Here is a 21543-nt window from a genome sequence, read left to right as displayed (position 1 = left end):
TATGAAGCCAAAGCGCTACGCGCTGATCTGGCCCTTGTGGAACGTGGTTTGGTGGAAAGCCGTGCCAAGGCGCAGGCGCTGCTTTTGGCAGGAAAGGTATTTTCTGGCGAAACCCGCATCAACAAGGCTGGTCAGCCCATCAAGGCGGACCAACCTTTGGAGGTGCGGGGCCAGGATCATCCCTGGGTGTCGCGCGGGGGGCAAAAACTGGCCCACGCCATTGAGCGGTTCGATATCGATGTGACGGGCAAAACCGCCATCGATGTGGGGGCGTCCACCGGCGGCTTCACGGATGTGTTGCTGCAAAAAGGGGCCGCACATGTCTATGCGGTGGATGTGGGCCATGGCCAATTGGCGTGGAAACTGCGCAATGATTCCCGTGTGCGTGTGCTGGAGCGCACCAATGCCCGCCATCTCAGTGCCGAGCATATCCCCGAACCGGTGGATATGGTGGTGTGCGATGCCAGCTTTATCGGCCTTGAAACCGTTTTACCGGCCAGTCTTGCGCTGGTGCGGCCCGGTGCATGGCTGGTGGCCTTGATCAAACCGCAATTCGAGGTGGGAAAAGGCCGCGTAGGTGCAAAGGGTGTGGTGCGTGATCCGGCCCTGCATACCGAGGTTTGCGAACGCATTGAAGCGTGGCTCTCCCAATGTGCCGGTTGGCAGGTTTTGGGGATCAGCGAAAGTCCGATCACCGGCCCCGAAGGAAATAAGGAATTTTTGATTGCCGCGCAGTACCACGCCTAAGAAAAAAGGTGCGCCAAAGCGCCTTGAGATTAGCCGCATCGGCGCCCAGGGCGATGGAATATCGCACGGGGCGGATGGGGATATCTATGTGCCCTTCACCGCAGCGGGCGATGTGGTGGATGTGTGGCTGGAACCGGGGCTGCGGGGAACCATGCGGGCCAGTCTGGAAGCCATTGTCGCCCCCGGTGCAGATCGGGCGGAGCCGTCATGCCGTCATTTTGGCTCGTGCGGCGGGTGTAGTTTGCAACATCTGACGGCGGACGCTTATGCCGGTTTTGTGCGGGACCGCGTGAAAACGGCATTGTCACAGCACGGTTTGGGGGATGTGCCTATCGAGGCCCCGCATATCAGCCCGCCCGGCAGCAGACGGCGTTTGGCTTTGAAGGCCCTGCGCACCAGCCGGGGGGTGCTGTTGGGCTTCAACCAACGCCAATCCCATCATTTGGTGGATGTGAAAGAATGTCCCATTGCCCGTCCGGCACTGGTGGCTTTGCTGAAGCCCTTGCGGGCTGTGCTTGGCGATCTTTTGACGTTACGTGCGGGGCTGGACATAACGCTTACGGACAGTGACAGCGGCATTGATTTGCTGATCTCCGGGCGCGTGTCATTGGATTTGGCAAGGCGCGAGGCGTTGGCGACATTCGCCGAATCCCATGATCTGGCCAGCGTGCATGTGTTGGACGATGGGTTTCTCGACCCTGTTTCGGTGCGTCGCGCCCCCAAAATGCGCTTTGGCGAGGTGGAGGCGCCTTTGCCGCCCGGCGGTTTTGTTCAGGCCACCAAAGAAGGCGAGATGGCCTTGCTTGAAGCGATTTTGGAATGGACGGCGGGTGTGACGCACTGTGCCGACCTGTTTGCGGGCATCGGAACCTTCAGTCTTCCCTTGGCCCGACACAGCACCGTCCATGCGGTGGAAGGAGCGCGTTCGGCGGTGGAGGCCCTGCGCAAGGCGGTTCATGGCACGCAGAGCTTGAAACAGGTAACACTGGATCACCGTGATCTGTTTCGCAGGCCACTGGCCGCGCATGAGCTTAATCGTTTCGGTTCCGTTATTATTGATCCACCACGTGCCGGTGCCGCCGCGCAGATGACAGAACTGGCGCGCAGTGCGGTGCCAGCTGTGATTGCGGTCTCGTGCAATCCCAACACCTTTGCCCGCGATGCCCGGCTTTTGGTGGATGGCGGTTATGATCTTGTTTGCGTTCGCCCTGTTGATCAATTCCTTTGGTCGCCTCATGTGGAATTGGTGGCCCGCTTTTTGAAAACGGCCTAGCGTAGGGCGGCGTGGGAATGGAGAAAACGTACATGACACAGGCACCGTTCGACGATCTGTCCGAGGCGCGGATAAACGGCTTGTTGGAACAGGCGCAAGGCTTGCCGGTTTCCGTGAAGGCGGTGCTGTTATGTGGTGAAAAAGCGCTGGTCTTGCGCCAGCCCAATGGCATTTGGGAATTGCCCGGTGGGCGGCTGGACCCGGGAGAGCCGCCGCTTGATTGCCTGACCCGTGAAATATGGGAAGAAACCGGGCTGGAAAGCCGTGTGGCGGGATTTTTGCACTATTGGGAACGGCTCAAGGCGGATGGCACCCGCCGCTTTGTGCTGATTTTTCTGTCTTATGCCGATTGTCCGCCCGAAATGGAGCATGTGACCTTGTCTTCAGAGCATGTCGATGCCTGTTTTGTGGCCTGTGATGCGCTGCCTCCGGCTCCGATTTTCGATGATTATATGGTGGCCATGCGCATGGCAGGAAACGTTCTGGAAAAACGCTCGGCAACGCTTCTTCCCCAGGATATGACCCCTTAAAAGGACGGCAAGCATATGACACCGCTAAAACCCGTTTCCGATCGCCTTTATGTGGCCGGACAAATCGCGCCGGAAAATTTCTCCGTGGCCGTGGAAAAGGGTGTGCATATGGTGATCTGCAACCGGCCCGACGGGGAAAGCCCCGGCCAGCCCACGGCCCAGCAGATGGCCCATTTGGCGAAAGAGCATGGCCTTTCTTTTGCGCATATTCCGGTCGCGGGCGGTCAGATTACCCCCGATGCCATTGCACGAATGGAACGGGCTTTGGAGGAGGGCTGGCGCGACAACGGACGGGTATTGGCCTATTGCTTGTCGGGGATGCGCTCTACGGCTTTATGGGCGGCGGCCATGGTGGCGTCAAAGCGTCAGGGCGTGGCGGATGTCGTGTCGGCGGCGCAGATGGCGGGCTATGATCTGACGCCCCTTGCGCCGATGTTGCACATGCTGGAAGCGCAAAGGCCGTCCTAGTGCTGTGAGATTTATGGGCATGTCATTTGACAGTTGCCCCTAAGCCAGCTTGTGGGCAGTGTTCTTTCATGGAACCCATCAGTTCGTTTTTGCTCGGTTTGGCGTTGTTTGCGGCTTCGATGCTGGCAAGCATGCATATCTTGCTGACAAAGCGTGATGTGCGTGCTGCTATTGGATGGGTGGCGATCATCTGGCTGCTGCCCGGTGCCGGTGCGATGGGGTATCTGGTTCTGGGGGTGAATCGGGTACAGCGTCGGGCCGAACGGCAATTACGGGAAAAGCTGGGGGCGTTGAGACATGCCAAAGGCCAGCCGGAACATCATGGTCTGCTGACCCTTGATCCCACAGCCGCCCCGCGCTTTCTGGCCCATTCCCGGCTGGGCCATGGCCTTACGGGATTGCCCTTATGCGGCGGCAATCATTTAAAGATGCTGATCAATGGCGATGAGGCTTATCCCGCCATGCTGGAGGCCATCAATACGGCCCAACGGTCGGTGGCCTTTTGCACCTATATCTATGATTGGGACAGTGTGGGGCAGGAGTTTGCACGGGCCCTGAAAGCCGCTGTGGGTCGCGGCGTCAAGGTTTGTGTGTTGGTGGATGCTATGGGCAGCCCGCTGATTGCAGGCCGCTTGCGGAAAATGGGGATCGATGCACGGGCCTTCAACCGCCCCAGCCTTTCGCATCTGACATTTCTCAATCTGCGGACGCACCGGAAATTATTGCTTGTGGATGGACGCACAGGCTTCACCGGCGGCATGAATATCCGCGATATTCATCGGGCTTTTGGTGAACGGGGCTTACAGTCGCAAGATGTGATGTTTCGGGTAAAAGGCCCGGTTTTGAGCCAGCTTTTTACGGTGTTTGACGAAGATTGGCGGTTCGCCGGGGGCGAGGCGCTTCACGGCCCTTCATGGCAGGTTTTGAAGCATCCTGATGAAGATAATCCGGTTGGACCAGCAGTGACCCGCGCGGTTCCCGATGGCCCGGAGGAGGAATTTTCCAATGCCGGATGGATCATCGAGAGCGCCTTGTCCATCGCCCGGCGCAGGGTGCGGATCAGCACCCCTTATTTTCTGCCGGATATCCATCTTCTAAGCGCCTTGTCGCAAGCGGCTCTTCGCGGGGTGGAGGTGGATATTCTGGTGCCGGAACGCAATAATTACCGGGTGATGGGATGGGCGTCCGAGGCGTTGTTTGAAGGCTTGTTGAAGCGCGGGGTTCGGCTGCATCTGACGCCGCCGCCGCTGGACCATATGAAAATGATGGTGGTGGATGATTATTGGGCGATGATCGGCTCTACAAATTGGGACGCGCGCAGTTTTCGCCTGAATTTTGAGTTGAATCTGGAGATTTTCGACGCCGCCACGGCCCGCAGTTTGGATGGATTTCTGGAAGAGCGTCAGAAAAAAACCCGCACAATCACATGGTCCGAAGTGCGTAAACGGCCATTGCCCATCCATCTGCGCAATCGGGCCGCATGGCTGATGAGCCCCTATCTTTAAGGAGCCGGATGCGGAGGGGATGGATGGGCTTGATTATCGCTTAAGCCATCTTCGCTTTTTCCAATTTCCAGAGCCAAAGCATGGGCCGCATCCCATACATCCACATAACGGCAATAAAGCGCCGAAAAACCAAAGCGCATCACATCGGGCGGGCGAAAATCCCCCACCACGCCGCGGCTTGCCAACTGTGCCATGATGGTTTTCGCTTGGCGGTGTGACAGGGCCACATGGCAACCGCGTGGGATATCTTTGGTGGGGGAAAGGGCGCAGATGCCGGGCAGGTCTTTGGTGAGCGCCAGAAACAGGGCGCACAAAGCCTGCCCCTTTGCATAAAGGGCGGGAAGATCCACATCCGCAAACACCTCAAGCGCCCGATCAAGCGCGGCAAGGCCCAAAACAGGCGGGGTGCCACAGGCAAAGCGGTCAATGCCCTCGGCGGGCTGATAGCGGGGGGCAAAATCGAACGGCGCTTGATGGCCCATCCAGCCCGATAAGGGATTGACGAGTGTGTTGCAAAGATCGGGCGCAACATAAAGATAAGCGGGGGCGCCGGGGCCGCCATTGAGAAATTTATAGCCGCACCCCACGGCCATATCGGCTTGCGCCCCGGCCAGATCCACCGCCACGGCCCCTGCCGAATGGGATAAATCCCACAGGCTGAGCGCACCCACCTTGTGGGCGGCGTGCGTGAGCGCGGCCATATCCCATTGTTCGGCGGTGCGGTAATCTACATGGGACAGGCTTAAAAGCGCCACGTCTGTTGTCAGGTGATCCATGATGGCCGCACGGGGAACGGTGCGTAATTCCACCGCTTTGCCCATCAGGGTACTCAGGCCTTCAAACATATAAAGATCGGTGGGAAAATTGTCCGCGTCGCTCAGGATTACAGAACGGTCGGGACGGGCCAGCAAGGCCGCCGCCGCCAGTTTATAAAGATTAAGAGAGGTACTGTCGCAGGCGACCACATGATCGGGGTCCGCACCGATCAAGGGGGCAATGCGCGCCCCGGTTTGGCGTGGCAAGTCCATCCATCCTTGCCACCAGCCAGCGATCAGCTTGTCGCCCCATTCATGGCGGGTGACTTCCCCCAGCCGCGCCGCGACGCCGCGCGGCAAAGCGCCCAGTGAATTGCCGTCCAGATAGATCAGCCCGCCCGGCAGGTCGAAGCGACGCCGCATCAGTGCCAAGGGGTCGTCGCGGTCATGCTGTTCAGCACGGGCGCGTGACAGGGGGTGGGGGCTGTTCGCGGGCTCGCCCGTTATCGTCTCGGTCACGGCCTGCCTCGCTCCCTTTATTTGCTGCATCGGCCTTATGGGGCAAGGCCTGCCATGATGTGCGATGATGTTTCTGCCGCAAGTTTAAGGGCATATGGCTGATCGTGCCAGCATGGCAAAGCAAAAAAATCCTTTTATAATTCAGGATAGGCGGAGCTGAGCTGCCAAGGCTCCGGCTGGTATGTGAACGCGATCAAATAAGATAAAAAACAAAGCCCTATGCTTGAATTCTTCATTGGCTCGGCTTGCAGCCTGTTATACCCAAAGCAATCAACGCCTCCTTTCATGACCATCTGAAGGAAAACCCATGTCTGATCTCACGTCATCCGCCGCATGGCAGGCCTTGGATGCCCATCACAAGGCCATGGTCCGGAGCTGCCAAACCATCAAGGATCTGTTCAAAGCCGAGCCAGAGCGGGCCGATCAAATGTGGATCGAAACCCATGGCCTGCGGTTGGACTATTCCAAAAACCGGGTGAGCGCCGAAACCATGCGTTTGTTGCTGGGATTGGCCAAGGCGCGGCGCTTGGAGGAATGGCGCGCCCGCATGGCGGAAGGCGAAGCGGTGAATAACACCGAGCATCGTGCCGTTCTGCATATGGCGCTGCGCAACCGGACGAAGGCGGGCATCCCCGTGGATGGGGTGAATGTGATGACCGAGGTCACGGCCGTTCTTGCCCAGATGAAGGCATTTGTGGCTTCGGTGCATGATGGCACATGGCGCGGTTTTGGCGGCGAACAGATTACGGATGTGGTGAATATCGGTATTGGAGGCTCGCATTTGGGGCCGCAAGCGGCGATGGAATCGTTGAGAAACCATGCCCATGCGGGGATTTCCGTTCATTATGTATCCAATGTGGATGCCCATGATATCGACGGCGTTCTGGCCACTCTGAATCCGGAAACAACCTTGTTCATCGTGGCGTCGAAAACCTTCACCACACAGGAAACCATGACCAATGCCCAAACGGCGCGGCGTTGGGTTCTGGATCATTTCGGTGATGAAAAGGCGGTGGCCCGGCATTTTGTGGCGCTGTCCACCAATGTGGATGCGGTGACGGATTTCGGCATCGAAACCAGCAATATGTTCCGCTTTTGGGATTGGGTGGGCGGTCGTTATTCTTTGTGGTCGGCCATTGGGTTGTCTTTGGCTTTGGGCATTGGTTGGGCGAATTTCGAACAGGTTCTGGAGGGCGGCCATGCCATGGACCAGCATTTCCTGAACAGCCCGCTGGATCGGAATATGCCGGTGATTCTGGGCTTGTTGGGGGTATGGAACAGCAATTTCCTGGGGGCGGCCAGCCATGCGGTTTTGCCCTATGATCAACGGCTTGACCGTTTTGTGGACCATCTTCAGCAGCTTGATATGGAAAGCAATGGCAAGCGGGTGAACCGCGAAGGGGCCGTGGTGAATTATCAAACCGGGCCGGTGATCTGGGGGCGTCCGGGAACCAATGGGCAACATGCGTTTTATCAGTTGATCCATCAAGGCACCCGCCTTGTGCCTGCGGATTTCATCGCCGTCTTGCATCCCGATCACCACCATCTGGAGCATCATAAAATTCTGTTGGCCAATTTATGCGCCCAAACCGAAGCCCTGATGCTGGGCAAAAGCGAAGAACAGGTGCGTGCTCAAATGCTGGCCAGCGGCATGGCGGCAGAAGACGCGGCGCGGCTTGCCCCCCATCGCACATTCCCCGGCAATATCCCCACCAATACGCTTTTGCTTGATCGGCTCGACCCGTTCCACTTTGGTCAGCTTCTGGCGCTTTACGAACATAAAGTGTTCACCCAAGGGATCATCTGGGGGGTGAATTCCTTCGACCAATGGGGGGTGGAGCTTGGCAAGGAACTGGCGCAGTCCATCTTGTCGGATCTGGAAGCGGTGGGGGATATTACCCGCCATGATGCCTCGACCAATCGCTTGGCCACCCTTGTCAAAACAACCCTGATGGAAGAACAGGCCACAAATTGAGGATTTTTCCTCTTATGGCCTTTGCAATCTCTGGGCTGCCGCTTTAAAATGTTCCCTCTATGTTCTTGAAAAGGAATCGCAATGCCGGAAAACGGGATGGTCATTTTGATTGCGGGGGTGCTTGGTGCGGCGATCACGGCGCTGTTTATGGGCTTTGCGCTTTTGCGGGAAAAAAAGCGTGGCCAACAAAGCGATGGGCTTTTGAAAGAGGCTGAGGCGCGTTTGCATGAGGCGCAGATGCAGCAGCGGCAGGCCGAACACAAGGCGCAGCATTGGGGCGAGACGGTTGAAAAGCTGGAGCGTGATGTGCGCGAGGCCCGCGAAAAATTGCAAGAGGCCAGCAGCCAATTGGCGGCCCGTGAAGCCTTATGCTCGAACGCGAACAAGCGGTGAAGCAAGAACGCGAAACCCTGACCAGCTTGCGCGGCGAGATGGAGGAAAAGTTCAAGGGGCTGGCCCATGAAACATTCAAAGCCAGCCAGAAATCCTTCCTTGAACTGGCGGAAGAAACCTTCAAACGCCACAAATCTTCGGCGGAGGGGGATCTGCGTGAGCGCCATCAGGCCATCCAGAATCTTTTGAAACCCATGCAGGACAGCTTGAAGCGCTATGAGGAAAATCTTGGCCATATCGAAAAAGCCCGCCATGAAGCCTATGGCCATTTAACCAGCGAACTGAAAAATGTGCTGCAAGCTCAGGATGGTGTGCGCAGTGAAACCGCAAAACTGGTGATGGCCTTGCGCGCTCAGCCCAAAACCCGGGGCCGCTGGGGGGAGCATCAATTGCAAACGGTGATGGAACTGGCGGGCATGAGCGAGCATGTGGATTTCCACACGCAGGCCAGCTTTTCCGATGAAAATGACAAATTGTTGATGCCCGATGCGGTGCTGAGATTGCCGGGCGGTCGCACCATCGTTGTGGATGCAAAAACCTCGCTGTCCGCTTATTTCAATGCCATCGAGGCGGTGGAAGAAACGGTGCGGGATGGCTTTTTGGTCAAACATGCGCAGGAAATTCGCACCCATATGAAGCAATTGGGGGCCAAAGCCTATTGGAATGCCTTGGAAGACACGCCGGATTTTGTCGCCATGTTCATTCCCGGTGAAAATTTCTATGCGGCGGCCATCGAACGGGACCCTGATCTGTTCGAGGATGCCATCAATAACCGGGTTCTGATCGTGACGCCCACCACCTTGATCGCTTTGGCAAAGGCGGTGGCTTATGGCTGGCGTCAGGAAGCCATGGCGGAAAACGCCCGCCAAGTGGCGGATTTGGGCCGAGAGCTTTATAGTCGTCTTTCCACCATGGGCAATCATGTGGTGAAGACGGGGCAAAATCTCGACAGAGCGGTGAAATCCTATAATTCCATGGTGGGGAGCCTTGAACGGTCGGTGATGCCGCAAGCCCGGAAGTTCGAGGATTTGAAAGTGGATGATCGCGCCAAGGACTTGGAAGAGCTATCCCCCATCGCTTCGGATGTGCGGGAATTATCGTCGCCGGATATCATATCTTCCGTGGATGCCTTGCGGTCTGAATGACGCGGTTCCACGGACTGTTTCTGTTTGGGAGACAATAAATTTCAATCTTGGGACTATCGGCGGCGATGGAATTGATTAGTCTATAGGAACCACGGAAGAGAGGCTTTTGCCGTAAGCCTTTTTTCGAAACAGACTTGTGATGACGGTGATCAATTTGGACGTGCGATTAACCTGCACGTGAAACAAAATGGGGTTTGACATGATACGAGTGAAGACATTCTTTCTGAGCGCCGCCGCGAGCCTTACTCTGAGCCTTGCTCTGGCACCGGCGCTTGAAGCCGCACCGGAAGCTTTTGTGTTCGATAAGGCGCATACCCATATCGGCCTCACATGGAACCATGTGGCTTCTCCGAAACCCGCGCCCGCTTTGGCGATTTTGAGGGTGAACTGGTGCTGGATGAGGAAAATCCCGAAGCCTCGACGCTGACGGTCACCATTCCCATCAACAGCCTCGATACCGGTATTGAAAAGCTGGATGGGCATCTTTTGAGCGCCGATTTCTTCGATGCCGCCACCTATCCGGAAGCCACCTTCACCAGCACCAGGATCGACCGCACCGGGGACAGCACCGCCAAGGTTTATGGTGATCTGACGATTCATGGTGTGACAAAACCGGTGGTGCTGGATGTGACGCTGAACAAGCTGGACACCCATCCCATGAGCGGGAAAAAAGCTGCGGGGTTCAATGCCAAAACCACCATCAACCGCAGTGAATTCGGGATCGGCCAATATGTTCCGATGGTAAGCGATGCGGTGGAGATCTTTATCTCAACGGAAACATCCGTCGCAAAATAAGGCGACAGTCGACGAAACAAGGGGGCGATAATGCAGATATCGAACAGCCAGACCCGCTGGGGATTGGTGAGCATCGGCTTTCACTGGATTGTCGCCCTTCTGGTTATCGCCATGTGGGGTCTGGGCTATAGCATGAGCCATCTGGTCTCAGACCTGCAGACAAAGTTCACGCTGTTCCAGCTTCATAAATCCATTGGGTTTACAGTATTTTGGCTGGCCTTGTTGCGGCTTGTCTGGCGGGTGATGACCCCCGGCCCAATGCTGCCCGATACCCTTACGCCTGTGGAACGGGGCTTGGCACATCTTACCCATTGGGGGCTTTACGGCCTCTTGTTGTTGATGCCCCTTGCCGGATGGGTAAGCACCGATACGTCGGAGCTTGGTATTCCCACGAGAATCTTCAAACTGTTCACTTTACCGACGATTTTTGGCCCCAATGACGCGCTACATGAACTCTCGGAAGAAATGCATGAAGTGATGGCCTGGGCCTTGGTTGCATTGTTGGTTTTGCATATAGGGGCGGCTTTGAAGCATCATTTCATTTTGAAAGACGATATTCTGCGCCGCATGCTGCCCTTCGGCACAAAGCAGAGCTATGGAGAACAAAAATGACGCGCCTGCTTATCGGTTTTTTTCTTGCTTTGGCGATCCCGGTGGGCGTGCTGGCCAACACATGGCAGGTGATTCCTGCGGAAAGCCAGATCCTGTGGACCGCCAAATGGAATACCTCGCCGGTGCATGGCGGGTTCAACGATTTCGATGCCACGATTTCCTTTGATATGGATCATCCGGAATTGGCGGATCTGTCGGTGGCGGTGGATATTGGCAGCATCTATATGGATGGACAGGATGCGCGGACGACCCTTATGGGGGACAACTGGTTCTTTGCGGAGAGTTTCCCCAAAGCACAGTTTTCGTCTCAGGATGTGCGGCATTTGGGGAATGGGCGCTATGAAGCCCATGGCACATTGGAAATTCGGGGTATCAGCCAGGAACTTATCCTGCCCTTCAAATTGACCATTGAAGATGATATCGCGCGGGTTGAGGGTGGTGTTACGCTGGACCGCACAGTCTTTGGCCTTGGCAAAAAAGGCGATGTGGCGAAGGCCGTTGCTGATGGTGTCAATGTTTCGGTCTTGGTGACTGCGAAAAAAGCCCCTTGATCCCAAGTGCAAGAGGGTACTTTTTACGAGAAAATATAAAGCCGACATGAGGAAGATCTCATGTCGGCTTTATCATTTATTGGCAATTATGAAAAAGTCGGTCAGGCTGGCTCCATTGCGCCTTTCTGCGTAGACAATGCAGACAAGGCGTCGGTCAGAGCGTCCATGCGTTGCGCTTTTTGCTGGTCTTGTGGGACCATATCAAGGACGCCAAGGCCCTTTAAAACCGCATGAACATCATCGCGCAGGCCGGTGAGATAAATCCGTTTGCCGCTGTTCTTGCCATCTTGAATGATGGTTTCCACCGCATTGGCCGCCGACATATCCAGAAAAGGAACCCGCGAGAAATCAAGAATCAGCGACGAGACCTTTCCGTCGGTACGCTCCCGCGCCCGGTGGCCCATGTCCGCAGCCGCCCCAAAACTCAAAGGGCCGCCAAAATCGAAAATGGCGATGCGCCCATCGGCATGTTTGAGCATCTCGGCCTCATTGGTGCTCAGATCGAGTCCGGGAATGGTACCAATGTTTGCAAGCTGCGTTTTGGCCAATTGATGGATGAAAGCAAGGGCTGCCAGCACCATACCGATGGCAACGGCGGTGATTAGATCAACAAACACCGTCAATCCCAGCACCAAAATCATCAAGATCAGATCCCAGCGCGGTCCGCGATGGGCGCGCTTGAGATAGGACCAATCGATAATATCATAGCCAACCTTCACCAAAATTCCCGCAAGGACAGCATGGGGAACCATCGACGCAAGCGGACCAAGCCCGAGCACCACCGCCAATAAAATCAGCGAATGCAAGGCACCCGACAGCCGACTATTGCCGCCGGATCGGATATTGATGACGGTGCGCATGGTGGCTCCGGCACCGGGGATGGCGCCAAACAGACCGGCCAGGCTGTTGCCGATACCTTGTCCCACCAGTTCGCGGTTTGATGAATGTCGGGTGCGGGTCATATTGTCGGCGACAAGGGATGTGAGCAGGCTGTCGATTGCGCCAAGCGCCGCCAAAATCAGTGCCGTTTCAATGACCAGAAATGTCGTATCTGGAGTCAGCATAGGCATCTGCATTTCAGGCAATCCACTGGGAATGTCACCCAAAATGGGAATACCGGTAAACAACATCGATATAGGCGTGGCAATGAAGAGCGCTGCCAGTGGGCCGGGGACATAACGATTGAACCGGGCCGGCCAGAAAAAGACGACTGCCAAGGTGAGGGCGCCAATGGCCAGCGCCGAAAAATTGGGATCGACAACAGCCGATGGGATGGAGCCAAAGCCATAAGCGGGCCGCTTGGCGGTTCATGGCCCATCAAGCGTCCGAATTGCAAAATGATGATGATGCAGCCAATGCCACTCATGAACCCGGAAATCACCGGATAAGGGACCAGACGGATATAGTCGCCAAGCGTAAAAGGCCAAACAGGATCATGAAAAGGCCAGCCAGCATCACCGAGGTGAAGACCAATTCCGGTTGATCGGTATAGGCTGAGAAAACCCCGGCGAAAACCACCACCATCGGTCCTGTGGGGCCAGAAATTTGTGTCGCTGTCCCGCCAAACACGGCAGCGAAAAAGCCTACGATAATGGCGCCGTAAAGACCGGCAATGGGGCCGGCACCGGATGCCACGCCAAAGGCCAAAGCCAAAGGCAGGGCGACAATGGCGGCGGTGGTGCCCCCGAAAATGTCGCCGCGCAGATTGCTAAATTTAAAGGTCATGTGCGAACTGTCCTGAAATCTGAATGTGCCAAGCAATTAATCGGCGTGATCGTGTATCGGGCAGTTTCCCTTGGGAAATTCCGCATTGCCTTTGGCGCGGGTAATCTCGCGGAAGTATCCGCTTTCGGAGTCATAGGCTTTGATTGTGCCGCTTTTTATGTCGTAAACCCAAGCGTGCAGTTCCAAAAGCCCGGCCGCCAGGCGAGATGCCACAAAGGGATGGGTACGCACATGCGTCAATTGCAATAGGACATTTTCTTCGATCAGGCGTTCAAGCGCTCTTCTTCCGAGGCGTTTGTGTCCCGTTCATTGACAATCTTCACGGCAGCTTCTGAAAAGCCAAGCCAAGCACGGACATGGGGAAAATCCGCCAGACTGTCTCTATCCATCGCGCCTTTCATGGCTCCACAGTCGGTATGCCCACAGACCACAATATGCTCGATATTCAGGGCGCCGATGGCATATTCGATGGTGGCCGTAACGCCGCCTGCATCGGGCACATGGGGTGGGATGATATTGCCTGCATTGCGACAGATAAACAGATCCCCAGGTTCGGTTTGGGTGATCATCATGGGATCAACGCGACTATCGGCGCAGGTGATGAACAGGGCTTCGGGCGATTGCCCGCCAGCCAGTTTGTGAAACAGTTCTTCATTCTTCGGATAGACCGATTTTTGGAATTTAGAGATGCCAGAAAAAATTTTGTCCATCGGCGATTCCTTGTAACAGCCTACAAATATGTATTTAGAAACATTCCCTAGCTGCACAATGAGCATTTCATGTGATAAAGGAATATAACATTTTACGACAAGGTGATCGAGATTGACTATCACGTGGCATGGCCGCACGCGAGAACCGTCCCTTCGGCAGATTCGCTATTTCCTTGAAGTGGCCAAAGCGGGCAGCTATCGCCGGGCTGCCGCCCGCATCGGTGTTTCCCAACCAACACTGACCGCACAGATTGCCGCTTTGGAAGATATTCTGGGCTGTGTGTTGCTGGAAAGAATGAAAACGGGGGCGGTTCCCACGCCCTTGGGGCGTGATTTGATCGGTCTTGCCCAAACCCTTGTCCATGAAATGGACCTGTTTACGCAAAAAGCCCGGTCGGGTAGTTTGGGAGTGGTTGGTACGCACCGTTTGGGGGTTCCGCCAACCCTTGGGCCTTATCTTTTGCCCGAAGTGATCGGAGCGGTGCATGAAGCCTATCCCGATTTGCAGCTTTATGTGCGCGAAGACGGACCGCGCGATCTGGAGGCGCAATTGCTGGAAGGTCATTATGACCTGATCTTGACCCAGTTTCCTTTGACGGCATCGGATATCACCACAGACATTTTGTTCGATGAACCGCTGATCCTCACCGCATCCGGCGATCATCCCTTGTCTTTACTGGACCAAGTAACGCCCGAACATTTGCATGGCCAAAAACTCTTGGCTCTGGAAGACCGCTATCGCTTTTTTGATCAGGTGCAGGAATTGGCACACCGCTTTCATGCCCGGTTGTTGCGAGAATATGAAGCACGAGCCTTGATACTTTGCGCCATATGGTGGGGATGAATATGGGATTGGGCTTTTTGCCAGCGCTTTATGTGCGGTCGGAAATCACACCGCGAAAAGATGTGCAGATCTTGCCTTTGAGCGAGGTGCCAGCCTATCGCACCATTGCGCTTGCCTGGCGCCCCAGCGCACCTTATCGCGTGCTGTATCGTGCGCTTGCGTCCCTGATCCGAAGCATCTGCCGCGAAAAGCTGCACGCCGATGTGCACGCTTATGAGCCGTCGTCACCATCCATATGAGCGGCGGCACGGTTTTATCCGCATTGGGCGCGGTGCAGCATCATATGGTCGGCCAAAACCAATGCCAGCATGGCTTCGGCCACCGGCACGCCGCGTATGCCAACGCAAGGATCATGGCGACCTTTTGTGACCACCTCCACATTTTCGCCGGTGCTTGAGATGCTTTGGCGAGGGATCAGAATTGAACTGGTGGGCTTGATGGCGACACGGCACATAACAGGCTGGCCAGATGAAATTCCGCCCAAAATACCGCCGGCATGATTGGACAGGAAATGGGGCTGGCCGGTTTTTCCGATACGGATTTGATCGGCATTTTGCGCCCCCGTTAGCCGGGCTGCTTCAAATCCCGCGCCAATTTCCACCCCCTTGGCGGCATTGATCGACATCATGGCCGCGGCCAGATCCGCATCCAGCTTGCCATAAATGGGCGCCCCCCAGCCCGCAGGAACGCCGCGCGCCCCGACCTCGATTACCGCTCCCAGCGAATCGCCGGACTTGCGGGTTTCGTCCAATAGTTCAGCCCAACGCTTTGCGGCTTCGGGATCGGGAGAGAAAAACGGATTGTCCCCCACGCGGGACCAATCACACAGATCGCGGTCAATGGCATCCCCGCCCATTTCCACCAGCCCGCCATAGATTTCTATGCCGTCGCCCAGAATTTTGCGGGCGATGGCTCCGGCGGCGACCCGCATGGCGGTTTCCCGCGCCGATGAACGCCCGCCCCCACGGGGATCGCGGTGGCCATATTTGGCATCATAGGTGAAATCCGCATGGCCGGGCCGATAGCGTTTGGCGATATCTGAATAATCTTTCGATCGCTGATCGGTATTTTCAATCAACAGGGAAATGGGCGTTCCGGTGGTTTTTCCTTCATAGACACCGGAAAGAATGCGTACCTGATCGGCTTCGCGGCGTTGGGTGGTAAAGCGCGATTGGCCGGGCCGCCTTTGGTCCAGAAAGGGCTGGATGTCGCCTTCTGAAAGGGGGATGCCCGGTGGTACCCCATCCAATACCGCGCCGATAGAGGGACCGTGGGATTCCCCCCAGCTTGTGAAGCGTAAGACATGGCCAAAACTGTTCAACGACATGTTGGGCTTCCTCAGGCTAAGGGGCATCAATCAAGAAAAGGGATGTTGGGCAAAAGAGAAATCAGGAGGAATTAACTCAAGGCAATATCGGGTGCATCGGCCTGTTTCATGCCGATGATATTATATCCTGCATCCACATGATGGATTTCACCGGTAACGCCGGAGGCAGATCGGACAGCAGATAAAGCCCGGCCTTGCCCACATCGTCGATGGTGATATTGCGCCGCAGGGGGGCGTTCAATTCATTCCATTTGAGGATATAGCGGAAATCGCCAATGCCAGACGCTGCCAGGGTTTTGACTGGCCCTGCGGAAATGCCGTTGACCCGAATGCCGCGTGGCCCAAGATCATTGGCCAGATATTTGACACTGGTTTCCAAAGCAGCTTTGGCCAAGCCCATCACATTATAATGGGGCATCACTTTTTCTGCGCCATAATAAGATAAAGTCAGCATCGACCCGCCTTCGCTCATCAGTTTTTCAGCACGATTGGCAACAGCGGTGAAGGAATAACAGCTGACATCCATGGTGTGGAGGAAGTTTTCCCGGCTGGTATCCACATAGCGGCCGCGCAGTTCGTTCTTATCGGAAAAGCCGATGGCATGGATCAGGAAATCAAGCTGTCCCCATTCTTTTTCGATGATGGCAAATGCCGCGTCGATAGAGGCCATATCCGATACATCACAAGGAGCCAGAAGATTGGACTCAAGGCTTTGGGCCAAAGGACGCACCCGCCGTTCCAAAGCCTCGCCCTGATAGGTGAAGGCAAGCTCGGCCCCTTGTGCGCGGGCTGCTTTTGCGATGCCCCATGCCAAAGACCTGTCATTGGCAACGCCCATGATGAGCCCGCGCTTGCCTGAAAGAAGACCTGTCTGTGCGGTCATGTTGTTTCCTTTTTGATCGTTTTCGGTGCCATTTATTCTCGGTGCCAGTCATAGGACCAAATTCTGGTCGATGCCCAAAGGCCCATGATGACGGGTATAGCTTGCGTTCAAATGTGCGCCCAGAATAAAGGCGCTGGCGATGATATAGACGAAAAGTTGGAAGATCACCACGCCCGCGAGGCTGCCATAGATCACGTCATAGCGATCCGCATTCTTGAGGTAAATGGCCATGCCTTTCCCCAGGAACAGCCAAACCACAACGGTAAGGATTGCCCCCGGCGTGTAATACCGGCGCATGGTGGGAAGGCGCGGCACAAAGGCTTTATAGGCCGTAAGGGTTGCCAAAAACAAAAGCAAAGGCGCGATCAGATAACGTGACCATATGCCAAAATCGAAAAGACCGGCAGGGGCCCGAACGCTATCCTGGCTTAGCGAAAGGGTCACAGGGGCCAGAACCAACAAGGACATGGCAAGCAAGATCATCAGGGCCGTGCCCACCACTAGCCCCAGATCCGCTAAAAGCCGACGCCAGAACGCGGCCGCATGTTCCCAGCTGTCATAGGCGTGGATAACCGTCTGGCGCGCTGCTTCCACCCCTTGGATTGCGGTCCAAAGGGCAAAGACCATAGAGCCGGTGAGCACACCCCCATGGGAGTTCTGGACGATATTGTTCACCGGCCCGCGCAGGGTTTTGGTGATATTTTGCGGCAGGTTGGACAATAAGAATGCGATGGCACTCTGCCCGGTATCGGTCTGCCCCAAAAGGCCAGAGAGCGAAATCAGGAAGATCAGAAACGGAAAGATCGCCATGACACCCAAAAAGGTCATGTTTCCCGCATGTTCCGGGCCGTGATCCGTATAAAAACGTACCAGTGCCGACCACCAGATTTGGCCGTGTTTCTTGCACTGTGTTTGCCAGAATCCTGCCATATGTGCTCTTAGGTTTTTAAATAATCCCGCACCGTATAAGGATGGGATTTGGCCCATTTCCCGATGGCCTTTTCCAGATCGCTATCCACCGTTTTGGGCAGAATGATCTTTAGCGTTACATATTGATCCCCCACTTTGCCTCCGGCCGAAATGCCTTTTCCTTTCAATCGCAAGCGCTTGCCCGAAGACGCGCCCTTGGGGATAGAAAGTGTTACAGTTCCGGTTGTTGTGGGAACGGAAATACGCGCGCCCAATACCGCTTCATCAAGGGTGATGGGCAGATCCAGCAAGATATCATGGTCGTCGCGGGTGAAATAGGGATGGTCTTCCACTTCTACTTTTACCAGCGCATCGCCAGCCGGGCCGCCATTGAAACCGGGCTCTCCCTGACCGGATAGCCTTATCTGTTGCCCATCGCGCACGCCTGCGGGGATTTTCACATTCAGGGTTTTGCCATTGGACAAGGTAACCCGCCGCGTTGCCCCCAAAACAGCATCGAGAAAGCCTACTTTCAGTCGATAGACAACATTTTGTCCCCGCTGTGTGCGCGGTTTTCGGCTGCGGCCAAAACCGAATAAATCGGCGAACACGTCTTCCGCATCGCCAAAATCCGCGCCGCCGGGATGGCCACCGCGTCGGAAGCCGCTAAAACCGCCAGCACCACCGGGGCCACCGGCACCATAAGGGGCGCGTTCGGTGCCGTTTTCATCGATTTCCCCGCGGTCATAGCGGGCACGCTTATCCTTGTCGCCTAAAATGCCATATGCCGAGGACACTTCCTTGAACCGCTCGACAATTTTTTCATTGCCCTTATTGCGGTCGGGGTGCAGTTCCTTGGCCAGCTTGCGATATGCGCGCTTGATTTCTGCGTCATCAGCGCCCTTGGTGACACCAAGTATGGAATACAGATCTTTCATTTTCAGCCTTGATTGTCCGCCTTGTGCGGTGAAAGACATAGGATATGCACAGGCTATGTTAAAGGGCGAGACGTGACTTTCCAAGTGTGGCCATAAAGGCTGCGAAAGAAGGAGGATTCTGTGGTGAGCGATCCCGATCCATTTGAGCAATTTGGCCTATGGTTTGCCAAGGCCCATAAGACAGAGCCGGACAATCCCAATGCGATGACATTGGCAACGGTCGATCAAAAAGGGTGCCCTTCAGCCCGCACCGTTTTGCTGAAAGAGTGGGATGCGGACGGTTTTGTGTTCTATACCAATCTTCATAGTCGAAAAGGGCAGGAACTGGCGCAAAATCCGCATGTGGCCCTGCTGTTTTACTGGAAAAGTCTGGCCCGCCAGATCCGCATTGAAGGGCGCGCCGAACAGGTGCCGGATGCCCGGGCGGACCGGTATTTCAAAAGCCGCCCGCGTGAAAGCCAGATCGGAGCGTGGGCTTCGGCGCAATCGCAGGCCATGCCCGGTGGGCGCGGTGAATTTGAACGGGCCATTGCACAGATCGAAGCGCGCTTTAAAGATATGGAGGTTCCCCGCCCTCCCCATTGGTCGGGTATGCTTGTGCGTCCGAATGCTTTTGAATTTTGGGAAGAAGGCGCATTTCGCTTGCACCACCGCACCGTTTTGACCGCGGATGAGACGGGCGGCTGGACTAGTAAAATATTGTATCCTTGACGTTCCGGCCAGTGCGGCACCTTGGCCATTGGATGAAAAAGACACAGCCTTATGATGCGAGACGATAAAAAACGGGGTCGTTTGATGCGCTTGGCCGCCTTGGCAAGTGTGTCGGTGGGCGCAAGTCTTGCGGCCTTGAAGGCGGTGGTCTGGATCAAAACCGGATCGGTGACCATGCTGGCCTCCTTGGCCGATTCGTCGCTGGATTTATTGGCCTCGATCATCACCTTTGTCGGCATCCGCACAGCTTTGGAGCCGCCGGATCACGATCACCGTTTTGGCCATAGCAAGGCGGAAGGCCTGGCGGCCTTGGCGCAAGGGGCCATCATGATCGCGTCTTCGGCGTTTTTGCTGCAGCAATCGGTGCTGCGGCTTTTTGATCCGCAACCGGTGGCCATGGCGTGGAGCGGACTGGCGGTTTCGGTTCTGGCGATTGTGCTGACCCTTGGTCTGGTTCTGTTCCAACGCTCGGTCATTGCGAAAACCGGGTCTTTGGCTGTGGATGCGGACAGTCTTCATTATACCGGCGATTTGTTGCTGAATCTGGCCGTGATGGCGGGCATTGCACTAAGCGGCTATGCCGGGATTTTGTGGGCCGATGGGGTGTTCGGAGCGTTGATCGGGGTGTTCATTGGCTATAACGCCTTTCTGGTGGCGCGCCGCGCGGTGGATATGTTGATGGATAAGGAAATGGACGATGCCACGCGGGAAATTATCTTCAATATCGTTTTGGGCAATGCCGATGTCTTGGGCATCCATGATTTAAAAACCCGCAAGGCGGGCTTGCGTGAATTCATCCAGTTTCATATTGAAGTAAACCCGATGGCCAGCCTGCGCTCGGCCCATCTGGCTGCAACGGAGGTGGAAGCGGCCTTGAGCGAACACTTCCCCGATGCGGAGTTCATCATCAAAATCGATCCCGCCGGGTCTGGCAGGCCGAACAAAACGGTGCAGGAACTTCCTCAATGAGCGGCCTTTTCGCAAGACTCCCTCTGGCCAGCAAGGACCGTTGCCGCTAAGACGGGGATAGGCATATGCGTAGGGGCGACATCTATGATCATCCTGTTTGGTCTTAAGAATTGCGATCGCTGCCGCAAGGCGCGGAAATGGCTGGATCATACCGGCACTGATTATCAATTTGTGGATGTGCGCGATCAAGGGATTGAAGGCGATCTGATTGACCGTTGGATTGATGCCGTAGGTTGGGAGGCGCTGCTCAATCGTCGCGGCACCACATGGCGCGGCCTTGATGAAGAGGTGCGCCAAGCTGTGGATGCACAAAGCGCCCGTGACTTGATGATGGCCCATCCCGCTTTGGTGAAACGGCCAATATGGGATCTGGGCACCCGCATTGTGGTAGGGTTTGACGACAGCATGAAAGCGTTGATCGGCGCGCAGGAGGTGCAGGCATGACACGCACCATCCGCATCCCGTTCCTGCAAGTTGATGCCTTCACAAAAGAGCCGTTCAAGGGCAATCCCGCTGCTGTTTGCCCTTTGGACGCTTGGTTGCCTGATCCGGTGCTTCAGGCCATCGCGCGGGAAAACAATCTATCGGAAACGGCGTTTTTTGTGCCCACGGATGATGAGGATGCGGATTTTCACTTGCGGTGGTTTACTCCCCTGACCGAAGTGGATCTGTGCGGGCATGCCACTTTGGCATCGGGCCATGCGATTCTGAGCAACCTTCGGGATAAGGGGAAGGCGGTCCGCTTTTCCAGTCAGGCGGGTATTTTGATTGTCACCAAGGACGGTGATCGTTTGTCCATGGATCTGCCCGCGCGCCGACCCCGTGCTTTGGATGCCTTGCCCAATGCCAATGGAGCATTTGGAGCCAAACCATCGGCTTTTTTCTCTGGCGGCCGCGATATTCTGGCCTTGTTTGAAGATGCCCAGCAGGTCCGTGCGTTGAAACCTGATTTTGCGGCCTTGAAATCCTTTGGAAAGCACGGCTTTATCGCCACGGCGCCGGGGGCGGGTGATTGTGATTTTGTGTCGCGCTGCTTTTTTCCTGCTTTTGGCGTAGAAGAAGATCCTGTTACCGGATCGGCGCATTGCGTATCGGCCCCTTTCTGGGCGGATCGACTGGGGAAAAGCGAGCTGTTCGCCCGGCAGATCTCCCAGCGGGGCGGCGAATTATGGCTGTCCGTTGCTGAAGATCGTGTGCATATTTCCGGCCATTGTGTGGAAGTGATCGCTGGTGAGATGTCTGTTCCGGAAAGCCTGTAA

The 21543-nt window shown here is 55.8% G+C and carries 23 protein-coding genes and 2 pseudogenes; 17 read left to right on the top strand and 8 right to left on the bottom strand.

The features are described 5' to 3' along the window. Positions 1 to 27 precede the first annotated feature (27 nt). The 5 genes from JCM17844_RS07735 (at position 28) to JCM17844_RS07715 (ending at position 4523) form a co-directional block, all read left to right on the top strand. Positions 28 to 747: a TlyA family RNA methyltransferase gene (locus JCM17844_RS07735; protein WP_150000413.1), complete on the top strand. Its 720-nt coding sequence runs from the start codon at positions 28 to 30 to the stop codon at positions 745 to 747. Beyond that, positions 725 to 2020: a class I SAM-dependent RNA methyltransferase gene (locus JCM17844_RS07730; protein ID WP_150000412.1), complete on the top strand. Its 1296-nt coding sequence runs from the start codon at positions 725 to 727 to the stop codon at positions 2018 to 2020. Before JCM17844_RS07735 ends, JCM17844_RS07730 begins: the two co-directional genes overlap by 23 nt. Positions 2021 to 2052: 32 nt before the next feature. Continuing rightward, a complete protein-coding gene (locus JCM17844_RS07725; protein ID WP_210431603.1) occupies positions 2053 to 2550 on the top strand; it encodes an NUDIX domain-containing protein in 498 nt (165 codons plus the stop codon). Between the two features lie 15 nt (positions 2551 to 2565). After that, positions 2566 to 3018, top strand: coding sequence for a protein tyrosine phosphatase family protein (locus tag JCM17844_RS07720; protein WP_150000410.1), 453 nt, complete (start codon positions 2566 to 2568; stop codon positions 3016 to 3018). A gap of 68 nt (positions 3019 to 3086) precedes the next feature. Further along, entirely contained in the window at positions 3087 to 4523 is a 1437-nt protein-coding gene (locus tag JCM17844_RS07715; RefSeq protein WP_150000409.1) for a phospholipase D-like domain-containing protein, read from the top strand. Here the strand turns inward: JCM17844_RS07715 and JCM17844_RS07710 are convergent. Then, a complete protein-coding gene (locus JCM17844_RS07710) occupies positions 4520 to 5797 on the bottom strand; it encodes a kynureninase (protein ID WP_210431602.1) in 1278 nt (425 codons plus the stop codon). The two genes, JCM17844_RS07715 and JCM17844_RS07710, sit on opposite strands and share 4 nt — an antisense overlap. A 307-nt stretch (positions 5798 to 6104) precedes the next feature. On the opposite strand from JCM17844_RS07710, the gene pgi reads away from it, so the two are divergent. The 6 genes from pgi to JCM17844_RS07680 all read left to right on the top strand — a co-directional run bounded on the left by pgi (position 6105) and on the right by JCM17844_RS07680 (position 11268). Further along, entirely contained in the window at positions 6105 to 7772 is a 1668-nt protein-coding gene (pgi, locus tag JCM17844_RS07705) for a glucose-6-phosphate isomerase (RefSeq protein ID WP_150000408.1), read from the top strand. A gap of 81 nt (positions 7773 to 7853) precedes the next feature. Further along, entirely contained in the window at positions 7854 to 8165 is a 312-nt protein-coding gene (locus JCM17844_RS07700; RefSeq protein ID WP_150000407.1) for a hypothetical protein, read from the top strand. Further along, a complete protein-coding gene (locus tag JCM17844_RS07695) occupies positions 8141 to 9310 on the top strand; it encodes a DNA recombination protein RmuC (protein ID WP_150000406.1) in 1170 nt (389 codons plus the stop codon). Before JCM17844_RS07700 ends, JCM17844_RS07695 begins: the two co-directional genes overlap by 25 nt. Before the next feature lie 330 nt (positions 9311 to 9640). Beyond that, entirely contained in the window at positions 9641 to 10105 is a 465-nt protein-coding gene (locus JCM17844_RS07690; protein WP_210431601.1) for a YceI family protein, read from the top strand. Between the two features lie 30 nt (positions 10106 to 10135). Further along, on the top strand, positions 10136 to 10717 hold the full coding sequence (locus JCM17844_RS07685; RefSeq protein ID WP_150000405.1) for a cytochrome b: 582 nt from the start codon (positions 10136 to 10138) through the stop codon (positions 10715 to 10717). Continuing rightward, complete coding sequence (locus JCM17844_RS07680) at positions 10714 to 11268, top strand: YceI family protein (protein WP_150000404.1); 555 nt, start codon at positions 10714 to 10716, stop codon at positions 11266 to 11268. The genes JCM17844_RS07685 and JCM17844_RS07680 overlap by 4 nt, the downstream gene beginning before the upstream one ends. Before the next feature lie 101 nt (positions 11269 to 11369). Here the strand turns inward: JCM17844_RS07680 and JCM17844_RS16565 are convergent. The 3 genes and pseudogenes from JCM17844_RS16565 to JCM17844_RS16550 form a co-directional block, all read right to left on the bottom strand. Continuing rightward, positions 11370 to 12993: pseudogene (locus tag JCM17844_RS16565) on the bottom strand (SulP family inorganic anion transporter). A gap of 36 nt (positions 12994 to 13029) precedes the next feature. After that, positions 13030 to 13239: a carbonic anhydrase gene (locus tag JCM17844_RS16555; protein WP_210431597.1), complete on the bottom strand. Its 210-nt coding sequence runs from the start codon at positions 13237 to 13239 to the stop codon at positions 13030 to 13032. A 17-nt stretch (positions 13240 to 13256) separates the two neighbouring features. Beyond that, positions 13257 to 13703, bottom strand: a complete 447-nt coding sequence (locus tag JCM17844_RS16550; protein ID WP_210431596.1) for a carbonic anhydrase — start codon at positions 13701 to 13703, stop codon at positions 13257 to 13259. Positions 13704 to 13815: 112 nt separating this feature from the next. On the opposite strand from JCM17844_RS16550, the gene JCM17844_RS07665 reads away from it, so the two are divergent. Both JCM17844_RS07665 and JCM17844_RS16545 read left to right on the top strand, forming a co-directional pair. Further along, a complete protein-coding gene (locus JCM17844_RS07665; protein WP_150000403.1) occupies positions 13816 to 14547 on the top strand; it encodes a LysR family transcriptional regulator in 732 nt (243 codons plus the stop codon). Between the two features lie 2 nt (positions 14548 to 14549). After that, positions 14550 to 14786, top strand: a complete 237-nt coding sequence (locus tag JCM17844_RS16545; protein ID WP_210431595.1) for a type 2 periplasmic-binding domain-containing protein — start codon at positions 14550 to 14552, stop codon at positions 14784 to 14786. Between the two features lie 14 nt (positions 14787 to 14800). On the opposite strand, the gene aroC is transcribed toward JCM17844_RS16545, so the two are convergent. The 4 genes and pseudogenes from aroC to JCM17844_RS07640 form a co-directional block, all read right to left on the bottom strand. Next, complete coding sequence (gene aroC / locus JCM17844_RS07655; protein WP_150000401.1) at positions 14801 to 15874, bottom strand: chorismate synthase; 1074 nt, start codon at positions 15872 to 15874, stop codon at positions 14801 to 14803. A gap of 71 nt (positions 15875 to 15945) precedes the next feature. After that, a pseudogene (fabI, locus tag JCM17844_RS07650) lies at positions 15946 to 16757 on the bottom strand (enoyl-ACP reductase FabI). Between the two features lie 48 nt (positions 16758 to 16805). After that, complete coding sequence (locus JCM17844_RS07645; RefSeq protein ID WP_210431594.1) at positions 16806 to 17687, bottom strand: YihY/virulence factor BrkB family protein; 882 nt, start codon at positions 17685 to 17687, stop codon at positions 16806 to 16808. Positions 17688 to 17695: 8 nt separating this feature from the next. Then, positions 17696 to 18643: a DnaJ C-terminal domain-containing protein gene (locus JCM17844_RS07640; RefSeq protein WP_210431593.1), complete on the bottom strand. Its 948-nt coding sequence runs from the start codon at positions 18641 to 18643 to the stop codon at positions 17696 to 17698. 84 nt (positions 18644 to 18727) lie between these two features. Here JCM17844_RS07640 and pdxH point away from each other — a divergent pair, with 84 nt between their 5' ends. From pdxH to JCM17844_RS07620, 4 genes are all read left to right on the top strand, one after another. Further along, positions 18728 to 19315, top strand: coding sequence for a pyridoxamine 5'-phosphate oxidase (gene pdxH / locus JCM17844_RS07635; protein ID WP_150000399.1), 588 nt, complete (start codon positions 18728 to 18730; stop codon positions 19313 to 19315). A 51-nt stretch (positions 19316 to 19366) separates the two neighbouring features. Next, complete coding sequence (locus tag JCM17844_RS07630) at positions 19367 to 20284, top strand: cation diffusion facilitator family transporter (RefSeq protein WP_150000398.1); 918 nt, start codon at positions 19367 to 19369, stop codon at positions 20282 to 20284. An 84-nt stretch (positions 20285 to 20368) separates the two neighbouring features. Beyond that, positions 20369 to 20728, top strand: coding sequence for an ArsC family reductase (locus JCM17844_RS07625; RefSeq protein ID WP_150000397.1), 360 nt, complete (start codon positions 20369 to 20371; stop codon positions 20726 to 20728). Further along, positions 20725 to 21543 (top strand): PhzF family phenazine biosynthesis protein, encoded by an 819-nt coding sequence (locus JCM17844_RS07620; protein ID WP_150000396.1) that lies wholly within the window; start codon positions 20725 to 20727, stop codon positions 21541 to 21543. Before JCM17844_RS07625 ends, JCM17844_RS07620 begins: the two co-directional genes overlap by 4 nt.

Source organism: Iodidimonas gelatinilytica, assembly GCF_008579125.1.
GTDB classification, from domain to species: domain Bacteria; phylum Pseudomonadota; class Alphaproteobacteria; order Sphingomonadales; family Rhodothalassiaceae; genus Iodidimonas; species Iodidimonas muriae.
Note: the sequence above shows the minus strand (reverse complement) of the source record. Positions and strands in the feature narration are given on the sequence as shown.

Coding starts and splice junctions, on each gene's coding strand:
- JCM17844_RS07630 (WP_150000398.1), top strand. CDS start 19,367: ATGATGCGAGACGATAAAAAACGGGGTCGTTTGATGCGCTTGGCCGCC.
- JCM17844_RS07690 (WP_210431601.1), top strand. CDS start 9,641: ATGGAACCATGTGGCTTCTCCGAAACCCGCGCCCGCTTTGGCGATTTT.
- JCM17844_RS07720 (WP_150000410.1), top strand. CDS start 2,566: ATGACACCGCTAAAACCCGTTTCCGATCGCCTTTATGTGGCCGGACAA.
- JCM17844_RS07640 (WP_210431593.1), bottom strand. CDS start 18,643: ATGTCTTTCACCGCACAAGGCGGACAATCAAGGCTGAAAATGAAAGAT.
- JCM17844_RS16550 (WP_210431596.1), bottom strand. CDS start 13,703: ATGGACAAAATTTTTTCTGGCATCTCTAAATTCCAAAAATCGGTCTAT.
- JCM17844_RS07685 (WP_150000405.1), top strand. CDS start 10,136: ATGCAGATATCGAACAGCCAGACCCGCTGGGGATTGGTGAGCATCGGC.
- pgi (WP_150000408.1), top strand. CDS start 6,105: ATGTCTGATCTCACGTCATCCGCCGCATGGCAGGCCTTGGATGCCCAT.
- JCM17844_RS07715 (WP_150000409.1), top strand. CDS start 3,087: ATGGAACCCATCAGTTCGTTTTTGCTCGGTTTGGCGTTGTTTGCGGCT.
- JCM17844_RS07680 (WP_150000404.1), top strand. CDS start 10,714: ATGACGCGCCTGCTTATCGGTTTTTTTCTTGCTTTGGCGATCCCGGTG.
- JCM17844_RS07620 (WP_150000396.1), top strand. CDS start 20,725: ATGACACGCACCATCCGCATCCCGTTCCTGCAAGTTGATGCCTTCACA.
- JCM17844_RS16545 (WP_210431595.1), top strand. CDS start 14,550: ATGGGATTGGGCTTTTTGCCAGCGCTTTATGTGCGGTCGGAAATCACA.
- JCM17844_RS07700 (WP_150000407.1), top strand. CDS start 7,854: ATGCCGGAAAACGGGATGGTCATTTTGATTGCGGGGGTGCTTGGTGCG.
- aroC (WP_150000401.1), bottom strand. CDS start 15,874: ATGTCGTTGAACAGTTTTGGCCATGTCTTACGCTTCACAAGCTGGGGG.
- JCM17844_RS07695 (WP_150000406.1), top strand. CDS start 8,141: ATGCTCGAACGCGAACAAGCGGTGAAGCAAGAACGCGAAACCCTGACC.
- JCM17844_RS07625 (WP_150000397.1), top strand. CDS start 20,369: ATGATCATCCTGTTTGGTCTTAAGAATTGCGATCGCTGCCGCAAGGCG.
- JCM17844_RS07645 (WP_210431594.1), bottom strand. CDS start 17,687: ATGGCAGGATTCTGGCAAACACAGTGCAAGAAACACGGCCAAATCTGG.
- JCM17844_RS07725 (WP_210431603.1), top strand. CDS start 2,053: ATGACACAGGCACCGTTCGACGATCTGTCCGAGGCGCGGATAAACGGC.